Origin of the sequence: Pseudoduganella danionis (assembly GCF_009720775.1) — a bacterium.
Classification (GTDB): domain Bacteria; phylum Pseudomonadota; class Gammaproteobacteria; order Burkholderiales; family Burkholderiaceae_D; genus Rugamonas; species Rugamonas danionis.
The window spans coordinates 150,968-167,769 of record NZ_WNKW01000002.1; the positions used below are offsets into that span (position 1 = coordinate 150,968).

At 61.7% G+C, this 16,802-nt stretch carries 10 protein-coding genes; 1 reads left to right on the forward strand and 9 read right to left on the reverse strand.

Annotation, left to right across the window (positions count from 1 at the left end; translation table 11 throughout):
- From GM655_RS08925 to GM655_RS08945, 5 genes are all read right to left on the reverse strand, one after another.
- Positions 1–2,667, reverse strand: a complete 2,667-nt coding sequence (locus tag GM655_RS08925; RefSeq protein ID WP_155434331.1) for a pectinesterase family protein — start codon at positions 2,665–2,667, stop codon at positions 1–3.
- Positions 2,664–3,470 carry a rhamnogalacturonan acetylesterase gene (locus GM655_RS08930; RefSeq protein WP_155434332.1) on the reverse strand — a complete coding sequence of 269 codons (807 nt, stop codon included), beginning with the start codon at positions 3,468–3,470 and terminating at the stop codon, positions 2,664–2,666. The genes GM655_RS08925 and GM655_RS08930 overlap by 4 nt, the downstream gene beginning before the upstream one ends.
- A gap of 55 nt (positions 3,471–3,525) precedes the next feature.
- Positions 3,526–5,418 (reverse strand): glycoside hydrolase family 28 protein, encoded by a 1,893-nt coding sequence (locus tag GM655_RS08935; protein ID WP_155434333.1) that lies wholly within the window; start codon positions 5,416–5,418, stop codon positions 3,526–3,528.
- A gap of 10 nt (positions 5,419–5,428) precedes the next feature.
- Positions 5,429–8,143, reverse strand: a complete 2,715-nt coding sequence (locus tag GM655_RS08940; RefSeq protein ID WP_155434334.1) for a TonB-dependent receptor plug domain-containing protein — start codon at positions 8,141–8,143, stop codon at positions 5,429–5,431.
- Between the two features lie 249 nt (positions 8,144–8,392).
- Positions 8,393–9,097: a FadR/GntR family transcriptional regulator gene (locus tag GM655_RS08945; protein WP_155434335.1), complete on the reverse strand. Its 705-nt coding sequence runs from the start codon at positions 9,095–9,097 to the stop codon at positions 8,393–8,395.
- Between the two features lie 311 nt (positions 9,098–9,408).
- On the opposite strand from GM655_RS08945, the gene garD reads away from it, so the two are divergent.
- Positions 9,409–10,971 carry a galactarate dehydratase gene (gene garD / locus GM655_RS08950; protein ID WP_155434336.1) on the forward strand — a complete coding sequence of 521 codons (1,563 nt, stop codon included), beginning with the start codon at positions 9,409–9,411 and terminating at the stop codon, positions 10,969–10,971.
- A gap of 69 nt (positions 10,972–11,040) precedes the next feature.
- Here garD and GM655_RS08955 read toward each other — a convergent pair whose 3' ends face one another.
- The 4 genes from GM655_RS08955 to ggt form a co-directional block, all read right to left on the reverse strand.
- Complete coding sequence (locus GM655_RS08955; RefSeq protein ID WP_229632481.1) at positions 11,041–13,410, reverse strand: CPBP family intramembrane glutamic endopeptidase; 2,370 nt, start codon at positions 13,408–13,410, stop codon at positions 11,041–11,043.
- A 35-nt stretch (positions 13,411–13,445) separates the two neighbouring features.
- Positions 13,446–14,183 (reverse strand): ABC transporter ATP-binding protein, encoded by a 738-nt coding sequence (locus tag GM655_RS08960; RefSeq protein ID WP_155434338.1) that lies wholly within the window; start codon positions 14,181–14,183, stop codon positions 13,446–13,448.
- 103 nt (positions 14,184–14,286) lie between these two features.
- Complete coding sequence (gene lepB / locus GM655_RS08965) at positions 14,287–14,967, reverse strand: signal peptidase I (protein WP_155434339.1); 681 nt, start codon at positions 14,965–14,967, stop codon at positions 14,287–14,289.
- A 54-nt stretch (positions 14,968–15,021) separates the two neighbouring features.
- Complete coding sequence (gene ggt / locus GM655_RS08970) at positions 15,022–16,797, reverse strand: gamma-glutamyltransferase (protein ID WP_155434340.1); 1,776 nt, start codon at positions 16,795–16,797, stop codon at positions 15,022–15,024.
- Positions 16,798–16,802: the final 5 nt, after the last annotated feature.

Sequence of the window (16,802 nt, forward strand, 5' to 3'; positions counted from 1 at the left end):
CTATTCATCCGAATTATTGAATTCACCGAGGAAGATCAAGGCCGGTGCGGGGCGTGCCGTGTAGCCAAGGTCCCGCACTGGATCGATGCCTGCCTGCTGCAGATAGTTCCAGTGATCGTCCGAGTTGTACTGGGCTGGCCGGTAGGATAGAGCCCCCTTCTTGTTCCAGTCCGACCACGGCGTGAGCCGGTTGATATGCGTGCCGATGCGCGAATTGAGCACCACCATCTTGCCGACTGCTTCCAGCGAGGTGCGCGCCACCGTGCCTTTCGGCGCCTGATAGCCATTGCTGGTGCCGTAGCTGCAGGTATAGCCATCCACCGCCACGGGCGCGTACGGGCTGCAGCGGGCGCTGTGGAACCACTGGCGCAACAGGGAGAATTTTCCGGCGCGGGCGTTGACCGAATTGTCGTGCGTGAAATGGCACTGGTCGAACACGAAGCCGTAGCGGGTGTTAAGGTGGGTATCGGGCGCAGCAACGTAAGAGGTGCCACGGTCGCCTAGCGTGCGGATTTCGCTCTGGTAGAAATAGGCTGTGCTGTCGCCGAAGATGAAGTCCACATCGCCTTCGATGTAGGACTTGTTGAAGAAGCTGCGGCTGGTGCTGCCGATCTGCGGTGATTTCAGGTACAGCGTGTCCTGAAAACCGAGCAGGCGGATACTTTCGAACTGCGCCTTGTCAGCCCCATCCACCTGCAGGGCCAGCGCCTGATGGTGCACGTTGTTGATATTCGGGAGTTCCTCGGCGCGGGCGTTGCCGATATCCTTGTTGTAGCCGTTTTCGAAGGTCAGATTACGCGCCTGAAAACCGTTATTCTGTACCCACACCGTTGCTGTCGCCATCGTGCCTATCTGTGGGCGGTCTTTGACGGTGGCGTACATGGCCTGTACTTCCGGCGCTGCATCGTTGAATTGCGCACCATGGCGGGCAATGTACTCGGCGCCGGAATTCGAGGCGTCCAGCTTGGCGGTGATACGGGTAGCGCTGGCGTCCCTGCCTTCACCGTACATGGTCAATGGTGCGGTGACTGCTGGCACGTAGACCAGTTCATGGTAGATGCCCGGTCTGATCAGCAGGTATAGCCGGCGCGCCGGATCGCGCTTGCTGCCGCTAATGGCGCGGTTGACGGCCTGCTGCACGGTGCGGAACATCTTGACGCCATCGGCCGCTGCGTTCTGGTCGACTATGTAGTCCGGCGTGAAGCTGACGCCGCGTGCCAGCGGGTCATTCAGCGGATCCCAAGGATCGACGCGCTCCTTGCCTGCCATGCCGACGAACTTCAGTACTTCGCTATAACTGTATAGCTTGGCCTGCTCCAGACTTAACTGGGGCCGGCTGGCGCGCGCCACCAATTCGGGGTAGGGCAGCAGGCGCTGTTCGCAATTGCTGCGGCCGGATTTGTCTGCGCTATCCACAGTGCCGTTGACGTTGGCAAATTCGATGGCACTGGCGCTGCCCTGCGCCACTGATACCTGATCGAGCTTTACTTGCAGCGGATGGGCTGCATCATAGCCGGCGATGACTACGCGGCCGGGCGTCACACTATGCACGGATTCCAGTGCAATGTTGCGGTACAGCGGTATCAGTTTGCCGCTAGCGCGCGGATTGTAGCGCGTGCTGATATCGATCGGTGTCTTGACGTTGCGCTGGCAGACGTCTCGGTAGCGCACCTGTTCGACGACGCCGCCGCGCGAAATATCGCTCTTGATGCGCAGACCGGAAGTGGTGCCGTCGAGCGTCAGGTCTTCTACCAGCACACGGCGTACACCGCCATTGGTTTCGCTACCGATGGACATGCCGTGGCCACTGTAGAAATGGTTGTGCAGCACCGAGATATTTTCCGACGGGCCGCTGCTGTTGGCCTTGATGGCGATGTTGTCGTCGCCCGTGCGGATATAGCTGTGCGCAATGGTGATATTGCGCGACGAGATAGGATCGATGCCATCCGTGTTACGCGCCGTCGCCGGCGTATCGATGCGCACACCCCAGGCGGTAAAGCCGTCCACACCATTGAGCGTGACATGGAAGTTGGGCGAATTGCGCAAGGCGATGTGGTGCAGCGTGAAATTGCGCGAGCCGGTCACTTCGATCAGGCGCGGCACGTTTTGGTGCCCGTCCTCTTTCTGGGCGCGGCGTGCCAGTTGCCACCACGATTCGCTCAGGCCTTCCACCACACGGCCACCTTGGCCGTCGATGATCCCTTCGCCATAGATGCCGCTGCCTTCGGTATTCTGGGCGCTGATGAAAGGCTTGCAGCCTTTGCTGGCATCAGTGATCTTGCCGCAAGTGCCTGCGCCACGGTCATACAGCTTAGGGTTGCGGCTGGCGTAAAGCGTGACGCCGTGATCGATCAGCAGACTGACGCCGCTGCGCAGAGTGAGCGGGCCGGCGACGAACTCGTTCTGGCCGGCAGCGGCACTCAGGCGTACTGCCTGACCGGTCTCACAATGGTCGATGGCTTGCTGGATGCGTGCAGTATCGTCGCTTGCGGAAATAGCGGCTGACGTGGAAGCCGGCGTGGAGGCGGCTGCCGTCGCCATCAGCGTGCTGCAGGTGGGCGGCACAAGCGGTTCCTGTACGTTGCGGCTATCTTGCGCCTGTGCCGGTAGCGTGACGGCGCAGAGCAGGCTGGCCGTCAGGGCCAGATCAGGCAAGCCGCGCTTCATTGCTCGCTCTCTGGTTTGAAGTAGCCAGCCGTCTCCGGCAACGCGCGCTTGATTTCATCCATCACCATGCGCGAGAAATAGGCTGCGCCCTTGCTGCCCACGTGGGTGCGGTCAAAAGCGGACTTCGCCGCGCCGGCCACTTCCACCTTGGTGCTGCCGTTAGCGGCGTCGTTGAAGTTGTCCGGCCGTGGTACCACCGCCAGCGTATCCGCCTGGTCCTGTCCCATGGCCTGTACGGCGGCATAGCTCTCGGCATTCAGATCGAGCAGCGCAACCTGCTGTTCGGTGGCCGTCGCGCGGACTACCTCCGCCCAGGGCTGCAGATTATTCTCGAGCACCTTGTCCTTGAAGGTGCGGCGCGTCAGTGGCGTGACCAGCACAGGGATGCCGCCCAGTGCGCGTACTTCGCGTACGTAGCGCGCCATATTGACGGGGAATTCGGTTTTCAGGTCGGTCGAGCGGCCCGGTTTCCCCGGCTGGTCGTTGTGACCGAACTGGATCAGCACATAGGTGCTGCGGTAGGCGGCGCTGCCGCGCAACAGGCCTTCCACCTCATCCCAGCGCCCCTCGACACGGAAGCTGCCCGAGCTGCGGCCACCTTTGGCCAGATTCAGACAGGTGTGGGCGCGGTTGACGCGCGCGCAGAAGGCGTCGCCGTAGCCGCTGCTGTTCGCCATGGTGGAGTCGCCCACCAGCAGTATGCGGATCGGTTTGGCGGGAACGTCGGCAGCATGGCTGCTGGCGATGCCGAGCATCAGGGGGCTTGCCAGCGCTGCGGTGCGGCAGAATCGGAACATGTTCATGGATGGTTCAGCGTATAAAAAAAGCGCCGGCCATAGACTAGACCGGCGCTTCAACTCAGGCGGAGAGAGTTTGATTGATCACCTTGCCGGCGATCTTGACGTTTTTCAGCTTCAGATCTTTCACGTTGTACAGATACAGCGGCTGATCGGCCTTGACCGGCGTGCCCAGATCACAGTCGCTGATCTCGATATCGGACACGGGCAGAATGGTAGGCTTGCCCGGACCGTTGTAGTCCGACGCCACCGGCCCCAGTACCACCACGGCCTGATAGCACGAGTAGTTGCCGGCCTTGGTCGGTGCATTTGCGCAGGTCACGTTGGAAATGCGTACATGGCTCACGCTAGGCGGACGGATACGCACGTTATCGTTGATCGGATCGTAGCCGCAATCGATGGTGATGATGCCACCGGCCGATGTGGCCACCGTCTTGGTCGGGATCAGCGAACCGGGCAAGGTCGAATAGAACGCGGGCGTGGTGCGGATGCCGTTAGGGATATGCACATTACGCACATGCATATTGCGCAGGTAGCCACCGCGGCTCATATTGGTCTTGAGCCGTATCGCGATGTTCAGCGGATCGGTCTTCCAGTGCGCGTTTTCGAACACCAGATCCTGCGCATAGATGTTCTCTATTCCGCCCGACATGATGCTGCCCAGCGTCAGTGCGCCGTGGCCACTCTGCATGCGGCAATTCTGGATCACGATGTCCTTGGCTGGTCCGAACTGGATGTCCGGTCCTTTGCCCGAGTCGATCGCGATGCAGTCGTCGCCTGTATTGAAGTGGCAGTCTTCGATCAGCACATTGGTGCACGATTCCGGATCGAAGCCGTCGCTGTTCGGCCCCATGCTGTTGGCATACACCTTCTTCACGTGCATGTTGTGGCAGTTGACGGGATTGTGCTGCCAGAACGGCGTGTTGGTGGTCTGATAGCCTTCGAACAGCACATTGGTGCAGCTAATGAACTGCACCATGTGCGGCCGCAGATAGTGGCCGATGCCGAAGATGCGCTTCTCCACTGGTACGCGGGCTTCCGCCAGCGAACGCAGGAAGTAGGAATCGGTGCGCCACTTGTCGTTCGGCCCCTGGATGAACAGGGCTTCTTCCTCGCTCAGGTGCGGCGCTACTTCGCGCAGCGACACGGGATTGATAGGGTTGACGTGCACTTCCGTTTTGCCCTTGGTGTGCTTGACGTAGTTGCCCGTACCGGCAGCAATGTCGCCGGCCCAGTTAGGCTTTTCGCGGCCCTTCCACGACCACCAGCAATCCGTGTCGCCATCAAACGTCACACCAGCCTGACCATCGAGGATGCTGGTCCAGTCCTCGCCCGTGAGAGCGATGTTGTTCTGGCCGTGGGCATACACCATGGACGAGTAGTTGAGCAGGTCGTTGCCTTCCCAGCGTGTGATGGAGAGCTTGCCGTGCTTGCCGCAGTCGTAGGCGCCATAGCGGGCATAGTCGAGCGGGTTGTTGCTGAAGTAGACGTGGGCCCCCGCTTTCAGATGCACGTGCACGTTCGACAGCAGCACGATAGGGCCGGCGCAGTACCAGTTCCCGCCCGGGATCACCACACGGCCACCACCGGCCTTGTGGCAGGCGGCGATCGCCGCAGCGATAGCAGGGTAGCAGTCGTGCGAACCGGCCACCGGTGTTTGCAGCGTGTCGGATTCGGTGAAGGAAGTCCATGCCGTGACGGCACGTACTTCACAGGTCTTGGCGCCGTAAGCCGTGACGAGGAAATCTTCGTCACGGAACTTGACGGGATGGCGTACCCGCTTGACGATCGCTGCGGCGGCCTGCCACGGATCGTCGGCCCGGGCCGCCGCCATCGCTGCTGGCCCGAAGCCGCCGAGGGTGCTGCTTGCACCCACGGCCGACAGGGTCCGCAGGAAGCGGCGACGGCCCGGGCCTGCCACCGTTGCTGATACTTGCTGTTCCAGTTTAGACATCTAGACTCCGTTAGAACGAGTAGGTAGCACGTACGTTGTAGGCGCGGCCGATAGGGCTGGCGGCGCTGCTCAGGTAACCGAAGCTATACAGGCTGCTGTTGGTGACTGGCGGATTCACGTTGAACAGATTGGTGATACCGGCGGTAACCGAGATGTTCTTGAAGCCGCTGTAGGTGGTCGTCATGTTCCACACCTTGTAGGAATTGATGTTGCGCCAGTACTGCTGCGCCACCAGATTCTGGTCGGTGTATTTGGAGTTGTAGTTCTGGGTCAGTTGGCTGTTCCAGTTGCCGGCAGCCCAGTTCAGTTTCAGCGTGTGCTTCCAGCGGTAGGTAATGATAGGGAAGCTGGAGGTGGTGCCATTGCTGGCCAGACCGAACTGACCGACGTTGGAAACATAAGGGCTGCCTTTATCCAGTTGGTTGTCGAACTGGGTCAGGTAGGTGCCGTCGAGCGAAACCTTGAAGGTGCCGAACGAAGTTTTCGGGAACATGTAGGCGGCCGATACGTCGATACCGGCAGCTTTCTGGCCACCCAGATTCATGGTGGTGTTCTTGATGTAGTTGATGGTGCCGTCGGCATTACGCACGAAGTAGGCCGCGTATTTCACTGGATCGAGGAAGTAGACCTGCTCTGGCAGATTGGCCAGCATGTCGGTCATCTTGATGTTCCAGTAGTCGAGCGAGATCGACGAGCTCGAAGTCGGCTCGAACACGGTACCCAGCGTGAAGCCGCGGGATTTTTCCGGCACCAGTTCCGAGTTGGAGCCGGTCTGCTTAGGCAGCGTAGTGTTGCAGACGGTGGAAGCCACATAGCCCGGCAGAGCTTTGCCGGTGCCCGCTACACCCGGCGTGCCGCCCGGGCAGAGTACCGGATCATCCCATTTGGCAGCGGTCAGGCCGGTGGCGCCGGGCAGGCGGTAGCCGTAGCGGTCGAACAGGGTCGGTGCGCGGAAGCCGGTGTTGGCCGAACCGCGGAACATCAGCTGTTTCGAAGGCTCGTAGCGGAAGCTGATTTTCGGATTGATGGTGTTACCGAAATCGCTGAAATGGTCGTCACGTACAGCGGCATTCAGCTCCAGCGTTTTGGTCAGCGGCATATTCAGCTCGGCGAACAGTGCGGCCACATTGCGCTGGCCTTCGCCGTGCGATGGCGAGCTGTTGGCGTAGGTGACTTCGCCCGACAGCGGCAGCTTGGTATCTTCCGTGGTGTCGCGGTGCAGGTCGGCACCGAGTGCCAGTGCCAGCGCGCCGCCTTCCAGATCCATCAGCGAACGGCTAGCCGTTACGTCGATGCCGGTGAAGGTCGATTTGGAAGTACGGTTCTTCTGGCCGTCCACCTTGATGGTTTCCAGATAGGCTTTGCCGTCGGCATCCTGCAGGCCGAATGGATTGAGCTGGCCGCCTTTCAGACCATCGAGCAGGCCCTGACCTTTAACGTAACCCGAGTGGTAGTAGTTATCGCGGTTCGAGATACCGATGACCAGACCGGCCTTGTAGTCCCATGCACCGATTTTGCCTTCGTCGCTAATGGCGAAGCGCTGGTTGAGCTGGACGTCTTTGGTGGTGGCCAGACCCAGATCGGCCACAGCCCACGTCACCGTCAGCGGTGCGTTGTTCAGGCCAGCGACGGCAGGTACGCCGCCCGCTTTGCCCGGATACCATTTACTGGTCGATGGCAGCGTTGCTGCGACACCGTTGACGGCCAGTGCATTGGTCGGGTTCTTGGTGCCGAGGATGAACTCTTCGCCGCGCGAATAGTCCATGGTGATCACGTGATCTTCGCTGAGTTTCTTGGCGGCGCGCGCATAGAAGGTCACCTGCTGGTTGGCATACAGCGCCGTGCCGTACTCGTTGGCGTTGAGGATACAAGTGCCTTTCTGGCCGCTGATCGAGTAGGGCGCCAGACAGCCGGTGCTGCCGTATGGGTTCTGCGCCGTCTTGTTGGTGGCGGTGGTGAAGTTGGCCGGCGTAGCATTGCCGCCCGTGCCCAGCGTTGGCGCGCGGCCTATGCTGGTCAGCAGCTCGGCCGAGCTCAGGTCGGCGCGATCGGAGGAGGCCAGACGGGTGCGCTGGTGCGCATCGATAGTGCCGTAGAAGCTCCAGCCGTCGCGTTCCAGATTGCCCTTGCCCCAGGTGATGCTGGCGCGTTGTTCGTCGCCGCCGCCATTGCGCTCCGGCTGTACCGCCTGACCCGTCAGCGACAGGCCTTCGAACGAGGTCTTGGTGATGAAGTTGACCACGCCCCCGATGGCGTCCGAGCCGTAGATCGAGGAAGCACCGTCACGCAGAATTTCCACGCGGGCGATCGCGCTCATCGGGATTACGTCCAGATTGGCGTAGCCGTCGGCAATCGCCTCGTTGGCCATACGGCGGCCATTCAGCAGCACCAGCGTGCGGTTCACACCGAGGCCGCGCAGATTGATGTTTGTGCCCGAACCGGCGTTCGATGGTGCCAGCGAGGCCGATTGCGGCAGCGTCATCATCACGTCGGCCAGCGTAGTCATGCCCTGCTTGATGAAGTCTTCGGCTTTGACAGTGCTGACTGGCAGCGATGCTTCCGTGGCCAGACGCTTGATGCTGGAACCGGTCACTTCCACGCGGGTGATGGCGCCTTCGCCATTCTGTTGTGCAGCGGCCTGATTGGCCAGGGTCAGTACGGCCACCGTGATGGCCGACAGCAGCAAGCGAGGTTGTGCAGAGCGTTGCTGTGCGGGCTGTTTCATACGAGTCTCCTTGGTTTTTGAATAAAGTTATACGCGCGCTGAAAAGCGCAAGCGTGTGTGGAGCACCTCGCGTACTCCGTGCCGTTGAGACGAGGGTCGCTGCGTTAAACGCGCGCCGAGGTCGCAAGCCGGTCGATAACTTGATTACTTTTTTATGCGCGGACCAGCAGCTAGGCTGGTCCTGCGGTACTTCCTGCTGCTTATTTGCTGCTTATGTGCTGCTTATCTGCCACTGCAACGCGTCGGCTTTTAACCGCGCGAGAAGGTACGGGTCACGCGCTCGAGGTGGGAGCGCATGGCCTTACGTGCTGCAGCCGGATCGTGGGCGGCAATCGCCTCCAGAATACGGCGGTGATCCTTCAGGGTTTCCTGACGCAGTTCTTCGGTCTGGAAGTGTTCTTTCAGTTTGTGCCACAGACGGCCACGCTGATCCCACAGGTAGTTGAGCGAGCCAACCAGCGCGCTATTGCCGGTGGCGCGCGCAATCGACAGGTGGAAGTTGCGGTCGGCCTGTTCGTTGCTGGCGTAGTTGTCGTGGTTCTTTTCCATTTCCTCGACCGCCTGCAGGATGGCGTCGATGGCACCATCGGTCGCCACGCGTGCTGCAATAGCAGCGATTTCCGATTCGATCAGGCGGCGTGCCGACAGCACTTCGAACGGACCCGGTCCGGCTTCGGCCAGTTCGGCTGCACTCGGCTGCGCCTCTTCGCACACATACACGCCGGAGCCGCCACGCACCTCGATCACGCCACTGAGTTCCAGTGCAATCAGCGCTTCGCGCAGCGAGGCGCGGCTGACATTGAGCTTGGTGGACAGGTCACGCTCCGACGGCAGGCGTTCGCCACCGGCGATATGTTCATCGCGGATCAGGTCCTGTATGCGATTGGCCACCACACGATACAGGCGCGGTTCGTGGGCGGAGCTATCGGCAACGGAAGACGGTTTTTTCTGCATGGTCTCGTTATTCTCTTGGTAAGCATCTAAGTGCTTTGTGGTTAGGACAATTCTAAGGTGGTCAGACCAAAGAAGCAATGTGGACTAGCCAAAATAATTTTTAGCTGTCATACTCGAATCGTGTTGTAGCGCTGAATTATCGTGATTTACAAGGGTAAAGCCTTGAAAAATAAGCGATTTTACACTGTGGTGCGTAGACCACAAAGTAGCGCCGGGGCGCTCCCCGCAAAGTGGCCTGACCACTTTTTACCACACCTGCAACAGAAAAAAACAACGATATTCGAGACGCCGAACACAGCAAAGGACGCCAGATGAGCACACCCGCCAGCGCCGCTACACCGCGCTACATCCTCATGCATGAAAACGATAACGTTGCGATCGTCGTCAACGATGGCGGCCTGCCGGCCGGCGCCGTATTCGAGAGCGGCCTGACGCTGCGCGAGGCCGTGCCGCAAGGGCACAAGGTGGCGCTGCGCGCGCTGGCCAAGGGCGAAGCTGTGCGGCGCTACAACGTCATCATCGGCTATGCTGCCTGCGATCTGCCGGCCGGTAGCTGGGTGGCAGAAGCGCAGGTGGAAATGCCGGATGCGCGCGAACTGGTCAACCTGCCCATATCGACCAATCTGGCTGCCGCGGCGGCGCCGCTGGAAGGCTATACCTTCGAGGGCTATCGCAATCCTGATGGCAGCGTGGGCACGCGCAATATTCTGGCGATTACCACCACCGTGCAATGCGTCTCCGGCGTGGTGGACTTTGCCGTGCAGCGCATCAAAAACGAATTGCTGCCCAAGTATCCTCACGTGGACGATGTGGTGGGACTCGAGCACACCTATGGCTGCGGCGTGGCGATCGATGCGCCGGGCGCCATGGTGCCTATCCAGACGCTGCGCAACATTACGCTTAATCCCAACTTTGGTGGTCAGGCCATGGTGGTCAGCCTCGGGTGCGAGAAGTTGCAGCCTGCGCGTTTGTTCCCTAAAGGCGCCATCCCTATCCAGAATGGCGGCGGTGCCGATCCGGCGCTCGTGTGCCTGCAGGATGCCCAGCATGTGGGCTTCATGTCGATGATAGCATCCATCATGCGGCAGGCCGAAACCAATCTGGCCGTGCTGAATGCACGCCGGCGCGAGACCGTGCCAGCCTCCGAACTGGTGGTGGGTGTGCAGTGCGGCGGCAGCGATGCCTTCTCCGGTGTGACGGCCAATCCCGCAGTAGGTTTTGCGACGGATCTGCTGGTGCGCGCCGGTGCTACGGTGATGTTCTCGGAAGTGACGGAGGTGCGTGACGGTATCGATCAACTGACGGCGCGCGCAGCCACGCCGGAAGTGGCGCAGGCCATGATCCGCGAAATGGAGTGGTACGACAATTATCTGAAGCGCGGCGGCGTCGATCGCAGCGCCAACACCACGCCCGGCAACAAGAAGGGCGGCCTGTCGAACATCGTGGAAAAAGCCATGGGTTCCATCGTCAAGTCGGGCAGCAGCCCGATTGCGGGCGTGCTGGCGCCGGGCGAAAAGCTGAGCCAGAAAGGTCTGATCTACGCGGCGACGCCGGCCAGCGATTTCATCTGCGGCACGCTGCAACTGGCGGCCGGCATGAATCTGCATGTGTTTACCACGGGACGCGGTACGCCTTACGGCCTGGCTGAAGTGCCGGTGATTAAAGTAGCCACGCGTAACGAACTGGCCGCACGCTGGCATGATCTGATGGATATCAACGCTGGCCGTATCGCCAGCGGTGAAGCCAGCATTGCCGACGTGGGCTGGGAACTGTTCCACCTGCTGCTGGAAGTGGCCAGCGGTCGCCAGACCTGGGCCGAGAAGTGGAAGCTGCATAATTCCCTGGTACTGTTTAATCCAGCTCCCGTGACTTGACTCCCCTTGCACTGGTTTTACTGGAACGCCGCTGCGCCTGAGCACAGCGGCGTTTTTTTTGGGTGGGGCTTAGCCCAGTAGCAGGGCGGTTACGACAGCGGCGTTATACAGCGCATGCACCAGCATGGGGGCCAGCAAAGTCTGGCTGCGCTGGTAGGCCCATGCCGTGCACAGGCCCAGCATGAAGACAGGCAGCATGGACAGGGGCGGGTGCACCACGGCGAAGATGGCCGCGCTGACCAGTGCCGATAACAATGGCGTCAGCGTGCGGCGCAGACCGCCGAAGATCAGGCCACGGAAAATGAATTCCTCGCACAGTGGTGCGGCCAGTACCGTCAGCCCTAGCAGCCAGTATTGCAGCGTAGGGCTGCCATCGACATTCAGATGCAGCATGGGCGCGTATTCGCTATGGCGGATTACGCTCTGGGCCAGCAGGCCGGCAGCGATGGCCAGCGCGGCAGCCGGTAGCACGGCTTTGAGCGTCGTGACTAGTTGAGTACCGCGCAATATGGCTGGTACGCCGGCCGTCCGGGCGCGCCAGTAGTACAGCCGCATCAGCACATAGACGAGGATGCCGGCGCTGATGAAACCCAGTGTGGTGGCACGCATATCGACTGTGCTCGGGTCGTCGGCGATGATGAGCACGGCCACGCCTTGCAGGATGAAGAAGGCGGTAGCGCCTATCAGGCCATCGGCCAGCGCCACCCGTGCCGGCGGGGCGGCAGCCGGATCGAGCAGATAGGGCATGGCGTCGCGCGCCTTCTGCCACAGCGCCAGCGCCATCGAGGTAATCAGCACCGTGACGATCAGCTTCTGCCACCAGAAGCTGGCCGTAATGGACCAGATGTAGAAGCTGGCCAGCAGCATGTAGAGATAGACAAAGGTAGGCTTGACCTTGTGGCGGGTATCCACCGCATGGGGATTACAGGCAAACACGCCCAGCGCCACGGCCAGTATGGAGTAGATGGGGATGCCCACCAGCGCCGTCAGCAGCGGTATCAGCATGGACCATGCGTATGCCGTGCTGTAGTAGGCACCGATGGCAAACACGGCCAGCGGATACAGCGGGCCCAGCAAGGCCCACAGGCGGGCCTTCTGCTTGAGGATATCGTTGAGCGATTGCGGCATGGTGTACAGCAGCCACAATACCTGCCCTTCATTGTTGAGGGTCTGGAAGGCTGACAGCATCAGCACATAAGCGCCTATACTGAAGGCGATAGCGGCCGTGGCGGCATGGTGCTGGCCCAGTTCGGCCAGACTATCGAGCTTGCCGTTGAAGATCAGCTGGCTGAACACGATCACCAGCGGCAGCACCAGGGTCTGCACGAGGAAGTTGCGGTCACGGCTGAGCAGACGCAGTTCGCGCCGCTGTATCGGCGAGAGCCGCCGCTCGAGCCAGCCAGCAGGCTGGCTACCGCTGTGCGGCTCTGCCTGTGCCATGGAGTGGATGGGTGTTTGCGCTGCGCCCACGGCAATGCGGCGCGCACTGTCGCGCGCACCGGAGCGCACCACGCCGTGGCGCAGCTGGTAGGACAGCAGGATCACACCGCCCCACAGCAGGACTATGCTTTGCAAGGCGAACAGGCAGAGGCTGGTGATCAGGGCGGCGCCGCCGGGCGCCTGCATGGCTTGCAGCAGCAGGCCGGGCGGCGTCCACATCAGCCACGCCGGACTGGCACGCGCCCAGTCCATGATGAAGCTGCTCGCTTCCGGCATGCTGGTGGCGATGACCAAATACATCAGCGGCAAGCCCAGCAGGGAGATTAGTGCCTGCAGATTGCGCAGCTGCGAAGCGGGCAAGGCCATGCGCAAGCCCGTGTCGGCCAGCGTCTGCACGATGGCCGATAGCGGCAGCAGGGCGATTGCAGCCAGCAGGGCCAGTGGCACGCTGGCCCAGCCTTTGCCGCCATACCAGGCGATCATGCCGTAGGCGGCGCCGAACAGGAAGATGCCGATCAGGTTGGCAGCGCTGCGTTCGACCACGCGGCCCCACAGCAGGCTGGAGCGGCTGACGGGCAGGGTGACCAGCCATTCCAGATCCCAGTCCGGCTGGGCCAGCTCCTTGCTGCCCAGTGACAGCAGCACGCTGACCAGAAATAGTGCGCCCAGCTCCAGTGCGAGTGCGTGCTGCAGCGGCGCGGCGAAGCTGGCAGCTTGTTCCAGTTCGGCCGCAGCGATGCGGTTGCGCGCCGCGCCGCCGATGTCGGGCGAGCTGTGATGGCAGGCGCTGCTGCTGACCACATGGCACTGTAGATTGAGCACGATGTTGCTGGAGATGCTCAGCAGCGAAATGGCCATGGTCACGGCCACCAGCCCGCCCAGTATCCAGCTGGTGCTGCGCTTGCCGCCATTGCCATCGCGCGCGGCCTTGCGGCCCAAGCCGCGCAGCAGTGCATGCAGCAACAGGTTGCGCTGGCGCAGGCAGCGCATTCTGGTCATTAGCCAGATGGTCTGCAGCGCGGACAGGCGCGGCATCATGCGGCGTGGGCGCTGTCAGCGTCGGTGATCTTCAGGAAGACTTCTTCCAGCGAGCCGCTGGCGGAAGCCTGGGCACGCACTTCGTCGAGCGTGCCGGTGGCCACCAGCTGGCCGTGGTGGATGATGCCGACGCGGTCGCACAGCTTTTCCGCCATATCCAGCAAATGGGTGGAAACGAAGATGGTCACGCCCCGCGCTGCGGCGGCCAGCAAGCGTTCCTGCACATCGCGCGAGGCGCGCGGATCAAGGCCGTTGATGGGTTCGTCGAGTATCAGCACGGCCGGATCGTGGATCAGGGCGCAGGCCAGTCCTAGCCGTTTTTTCATGCCCAGCGAGTAGTTGACGGCATAGTCTTCGGCCGCTTCCTGCAGGCCGAATTCTTCAAGCAGACGGGCGCTGCGTGTGCGTGCTTCGGCGCGGCCGTAACCGTGCATTTCGGCGACGAACTGGAGGATTTCGCGCCCGCGCAGATAGTCGTAAAACACCGGCGTATCGGGCAGATAGCCGACCCGCCGTTTGACTTCGGTGGCATCGGCATGGCAATCGAGCTGGTCTATCAGTACCCGTCCGCTGCTGGGCACCAGTATGCCCATCATCATGCGGATGGTGGTGGTCTTGCCGGCCCCGTTGGGACCGAGGAAACCGAACACTTCGCCGCGGCGTACGTGCAGCGAGAGGGGATGGACGGCGTGGAACTCGCCGTAGTTTTTGGCCAGTGCTTCGAATGCAATCATGCTGTCTCGCGCGCCGCACGCTGTTGGCGTATTCGGCAATGTTAAGAAGATGCTACGGATCATAGCATTGCCGGATGACGGCGGCGAGTGGCGGGTTTCAGCCTTAATGGCTGGCGTACAAGCTCATGCCGAAGCGCTCCGTGCGCGGCAGCCAGTTGCCCTGAATGTCAGCCGAAGCCAGCACCCGCTCGGCGCGGCCGATCAGCAGCGCACGCGGCACCATGCCGATGTAGCGCGAGTCGGCGCTGTTGTCGCGGTTATCGCCCAGCATCAGATACTGGCCAGGCGGCACTACCAGCGCCGCCATATCGCGCTGGGCCCGAAGCTGCGGCAGGATCTGGATGGTGTGCGGGCGGCTGCCATCGATTTTCTCTGCCACCTGCAAGGCCTTCAGTGCACCGAGACCTTGAATGTGCTCGGCGGCCTGTACCACGCCACCGTAGTTGGCCGCCTGACCGTTGATGATCAGCTGTTCGTTACGCATTTCCACCCGGTCGCCGGGCAGGGCGATCACGCGTTTGATCAACCGGGTGCCATCGGCTGGCGACGAAAACGTGACGATGTCGCCGCGCTGCGGTTCACCCGTGTGGCCCAGCACGATGTCGGTCAGCGGCAGTTTGACGTTGTAGGCCAGACGGTTGACGAACACCACATCGCCTTCGAGCAGATTGGGGTGCATGGAGGCGGACGGAATCGGGTTCCAGTCGGCTACGGCGGTGCGGAAGATCCCGAACAGCATCAGAAACAGTACAAAGCCTTTGTTGGCGCGCATCCAGTTTTTCATGACAACTCCCGTGTGGTGGAGTTGTCAGTGTGTTAGCTTTATCTTAAACGCGGCTTAGTGCGCGCCCTTTTGCACCATGGCGCTGCCGACACCGTGGCGCTTGCCTTCGCTCACGGCTGTCACCGTGCCATCCGGATTGAACACCAGCGCGTTGGCCGCGCCGATTTCTTCCGGCTGGCCCCAGCGCTGGCCCAGTTTTTCCAGCGCCTGCGCTTGCGCCGTACCGGCAAAGCCCGGCTCTACATCGGTGGCCATGCCGTTACGCTCGGACAGGCGCGGCGCATTCAGCGCATCGGCCATGCTCATGCCCAGATCGAGGTAGTTGACCATGGTTTGCAGCACCGTGGTGATGATGGTGGCGCCACCGGGGCTGCCGATGGTGAAGGCCGGTTTGCCATTGCGGAAGGCGATGGTGGGCGACATGCTGGAACGGGGCCGTTTGCCGGCTTCCGGCACGTTCGGTGCGGGACCGGAAAAATCGAAATCCGTCATTTCGTTATTGAGCAGGAAGCCATAGCCGGGCACCACGATGCCGCTACCGCCCCACGATTCGATGGTGTAGGTGTAGGAAACGATATTGCCTTCCTTGTCCGAGACCGTCAGGTGGGTGGTGTGGGCACCTTCGGCCAGCAGTTTGTTGCTGCGCGGGCGCAGCGGCACGCTGACATCGTTCTGGAACGGATACGGATCACCCGCGTCAGCATGCGGGCTGGCTTGCTGCGGGTTGATCAGCTCGCGCCGGCGCGCTGCGTATTCCTTGCTCAGCAGGCCGGCCACGGGCGCATCGATAAACTCGGGATCGGCCAGATAGGCATTGCGGTCGGCGAAGGCCAGCCGGCTCGCTTCCAGATACAGATGCTCGGCCTGGGCACGCGGCAGGGCTTTCAGGTCATAGCCTTCCAGAATATTCAGCGCCTCGGCGATGGCGATGCCGCCGCTGCTGGGCAGGGCCATGCCGTACACATCGTAGCCACGGTAGGTGCTGTGGATGGGCTGGCGGATGCGCACTTCGTAATTGGCCAGATCGGCCATGCTCATTTTGCCGGCACGTACTTGCACGCCGGGCGCCACGGGCGGCTGGTTGACGGCGGCCACCACGGCGCGGCCCAGTTTGCCTTCATAGAAAGTGCGGATGCCGCCGCTGGCCAGTTCGCGGTAGGCCTTGGCCAGATCGGGGTTGCGCAGCAACGTGCCGGCCGGCAGCGCCTTGCCGTCTTTCATGTACAGCGCGGCCGTGGCGGGGAATAGCTTGAACTTGTTGAGGTTCTCGTCGATCAGGTGGCTGAAGTTGGCATTCACGGTAAAACCCTTGCTGGCCACGCCGATGGCCGGTGCCAGCACCTGTGCGAACGACATGCTGCCATAGCGCTGCAGCGCTTCATGCCAGCCGCGCACCGTGCCCGGCACGCCGACTGCCATGCCGCTCGCAATCGCCGTGTCGTAATCGAGTTCCTTGCCATCCTGCTGGAACACGCTAGGCGTAAAGCTGGCCGGTGCCGTTTCGCGGTGGTCGATGGTGATCACGCGCTTATCTTTGGCCAGATAGATCACCATCAGGCCACCGCCGCCTATGCCGCAGCTGAACGGGTCGGTCACGCCGAGCGTGGCGGCCGCTGCCACGGCTGCATCGATCGCATTGCCACCCTTGTTGAGAATGGTAATCGCCGCTTGCGACGCCGGCTCGCTGATGGTGGCCACGGCGCCGCCCGTGCCGGTAGCGACGGGGCTTTTGGCCCATGCCGCAGCGGGCGCGCTAAAGCTGATGGTCAGGGTGGTTAGAACAGTGGTGGAAACGACGAAGGACAGGGTGGACTGGCGGAGCTGGGTCATGGGCG

Excerpts from the sequence above, each read along its gene's own strand:
- GM655_RS08925 (WP_155434331.1), bottom strand. The coding sequence starts at position 2,667 with ATGAAGCGCGGCTTGCCTGATCTGGCCCTGACGGCCAGCCTGCTCTGC.
- GM655_RS08930 (WP_155434332.1), bottom strand. The coding sequence starts at position 3,470 with ATGAACATGTTCCGATTCTGCCGCACCGCAGCGCTGGCAAGCCCCCTG.
- GM655_RS08935 (WP_155434333.1), bottom strand. The coding sequence starts at position 5,418 with ATGTCTAAACTGGAACAGCAAGTATCAGCAACGGTGGCAGGCCCGGGC.
- GM655_RS08940 (WP_155434334.1), bottom strand. The coding sequence starts at position 8,143 with ATGAAACAGCCCGCACAGCAACGCTCTGCACAACCTCGCTTGCTGCTG.
- GM655_RS08945 (WP_155434335.1), bottom strand. The coding sequence starts at position 9,097 with ATGCAGAAAAAACCGTCTTCCGTTGCCGATAGCTCCGCCCACGAACCG.
- garD (WP_155434336.1), top strand. The coding sequence starts at position 9,409 with ATGAGCACACCCGCCAGCGCCGCTACACCGCGCTACATCCTCATGCAT.
- GM655_RS08955 (WP_229632481.1), bottom strand. The coding sequence starts at position 13,410 with ATGACCAGAATGCGCTGCCTGCGCCAGCGCAACCTGTTGCTGCATGCA.
- GM655_RS08960 (WP_155434338.1), bottom strand. The coding sequence starts at position 14,183 with ATGATTGCATTCGAAGCACTGGCCAAAAACTACGGCGAGTTCCACGCC.
- lepB (WP_155434339.1), bottom strand. The coding sequence starts at position 14,967 with ATGAAAAACTGGATGCGCGCCAACAAAGGCTTTGTACTGTTTCTGATG.
- ggt (WP_155434340.1), bottom strand. The coding sequence starts at position 16,797 with ATGACCCAGCTCCGCCAGTCCACCCTGTCCTTCGTCGTTTCCACCACT.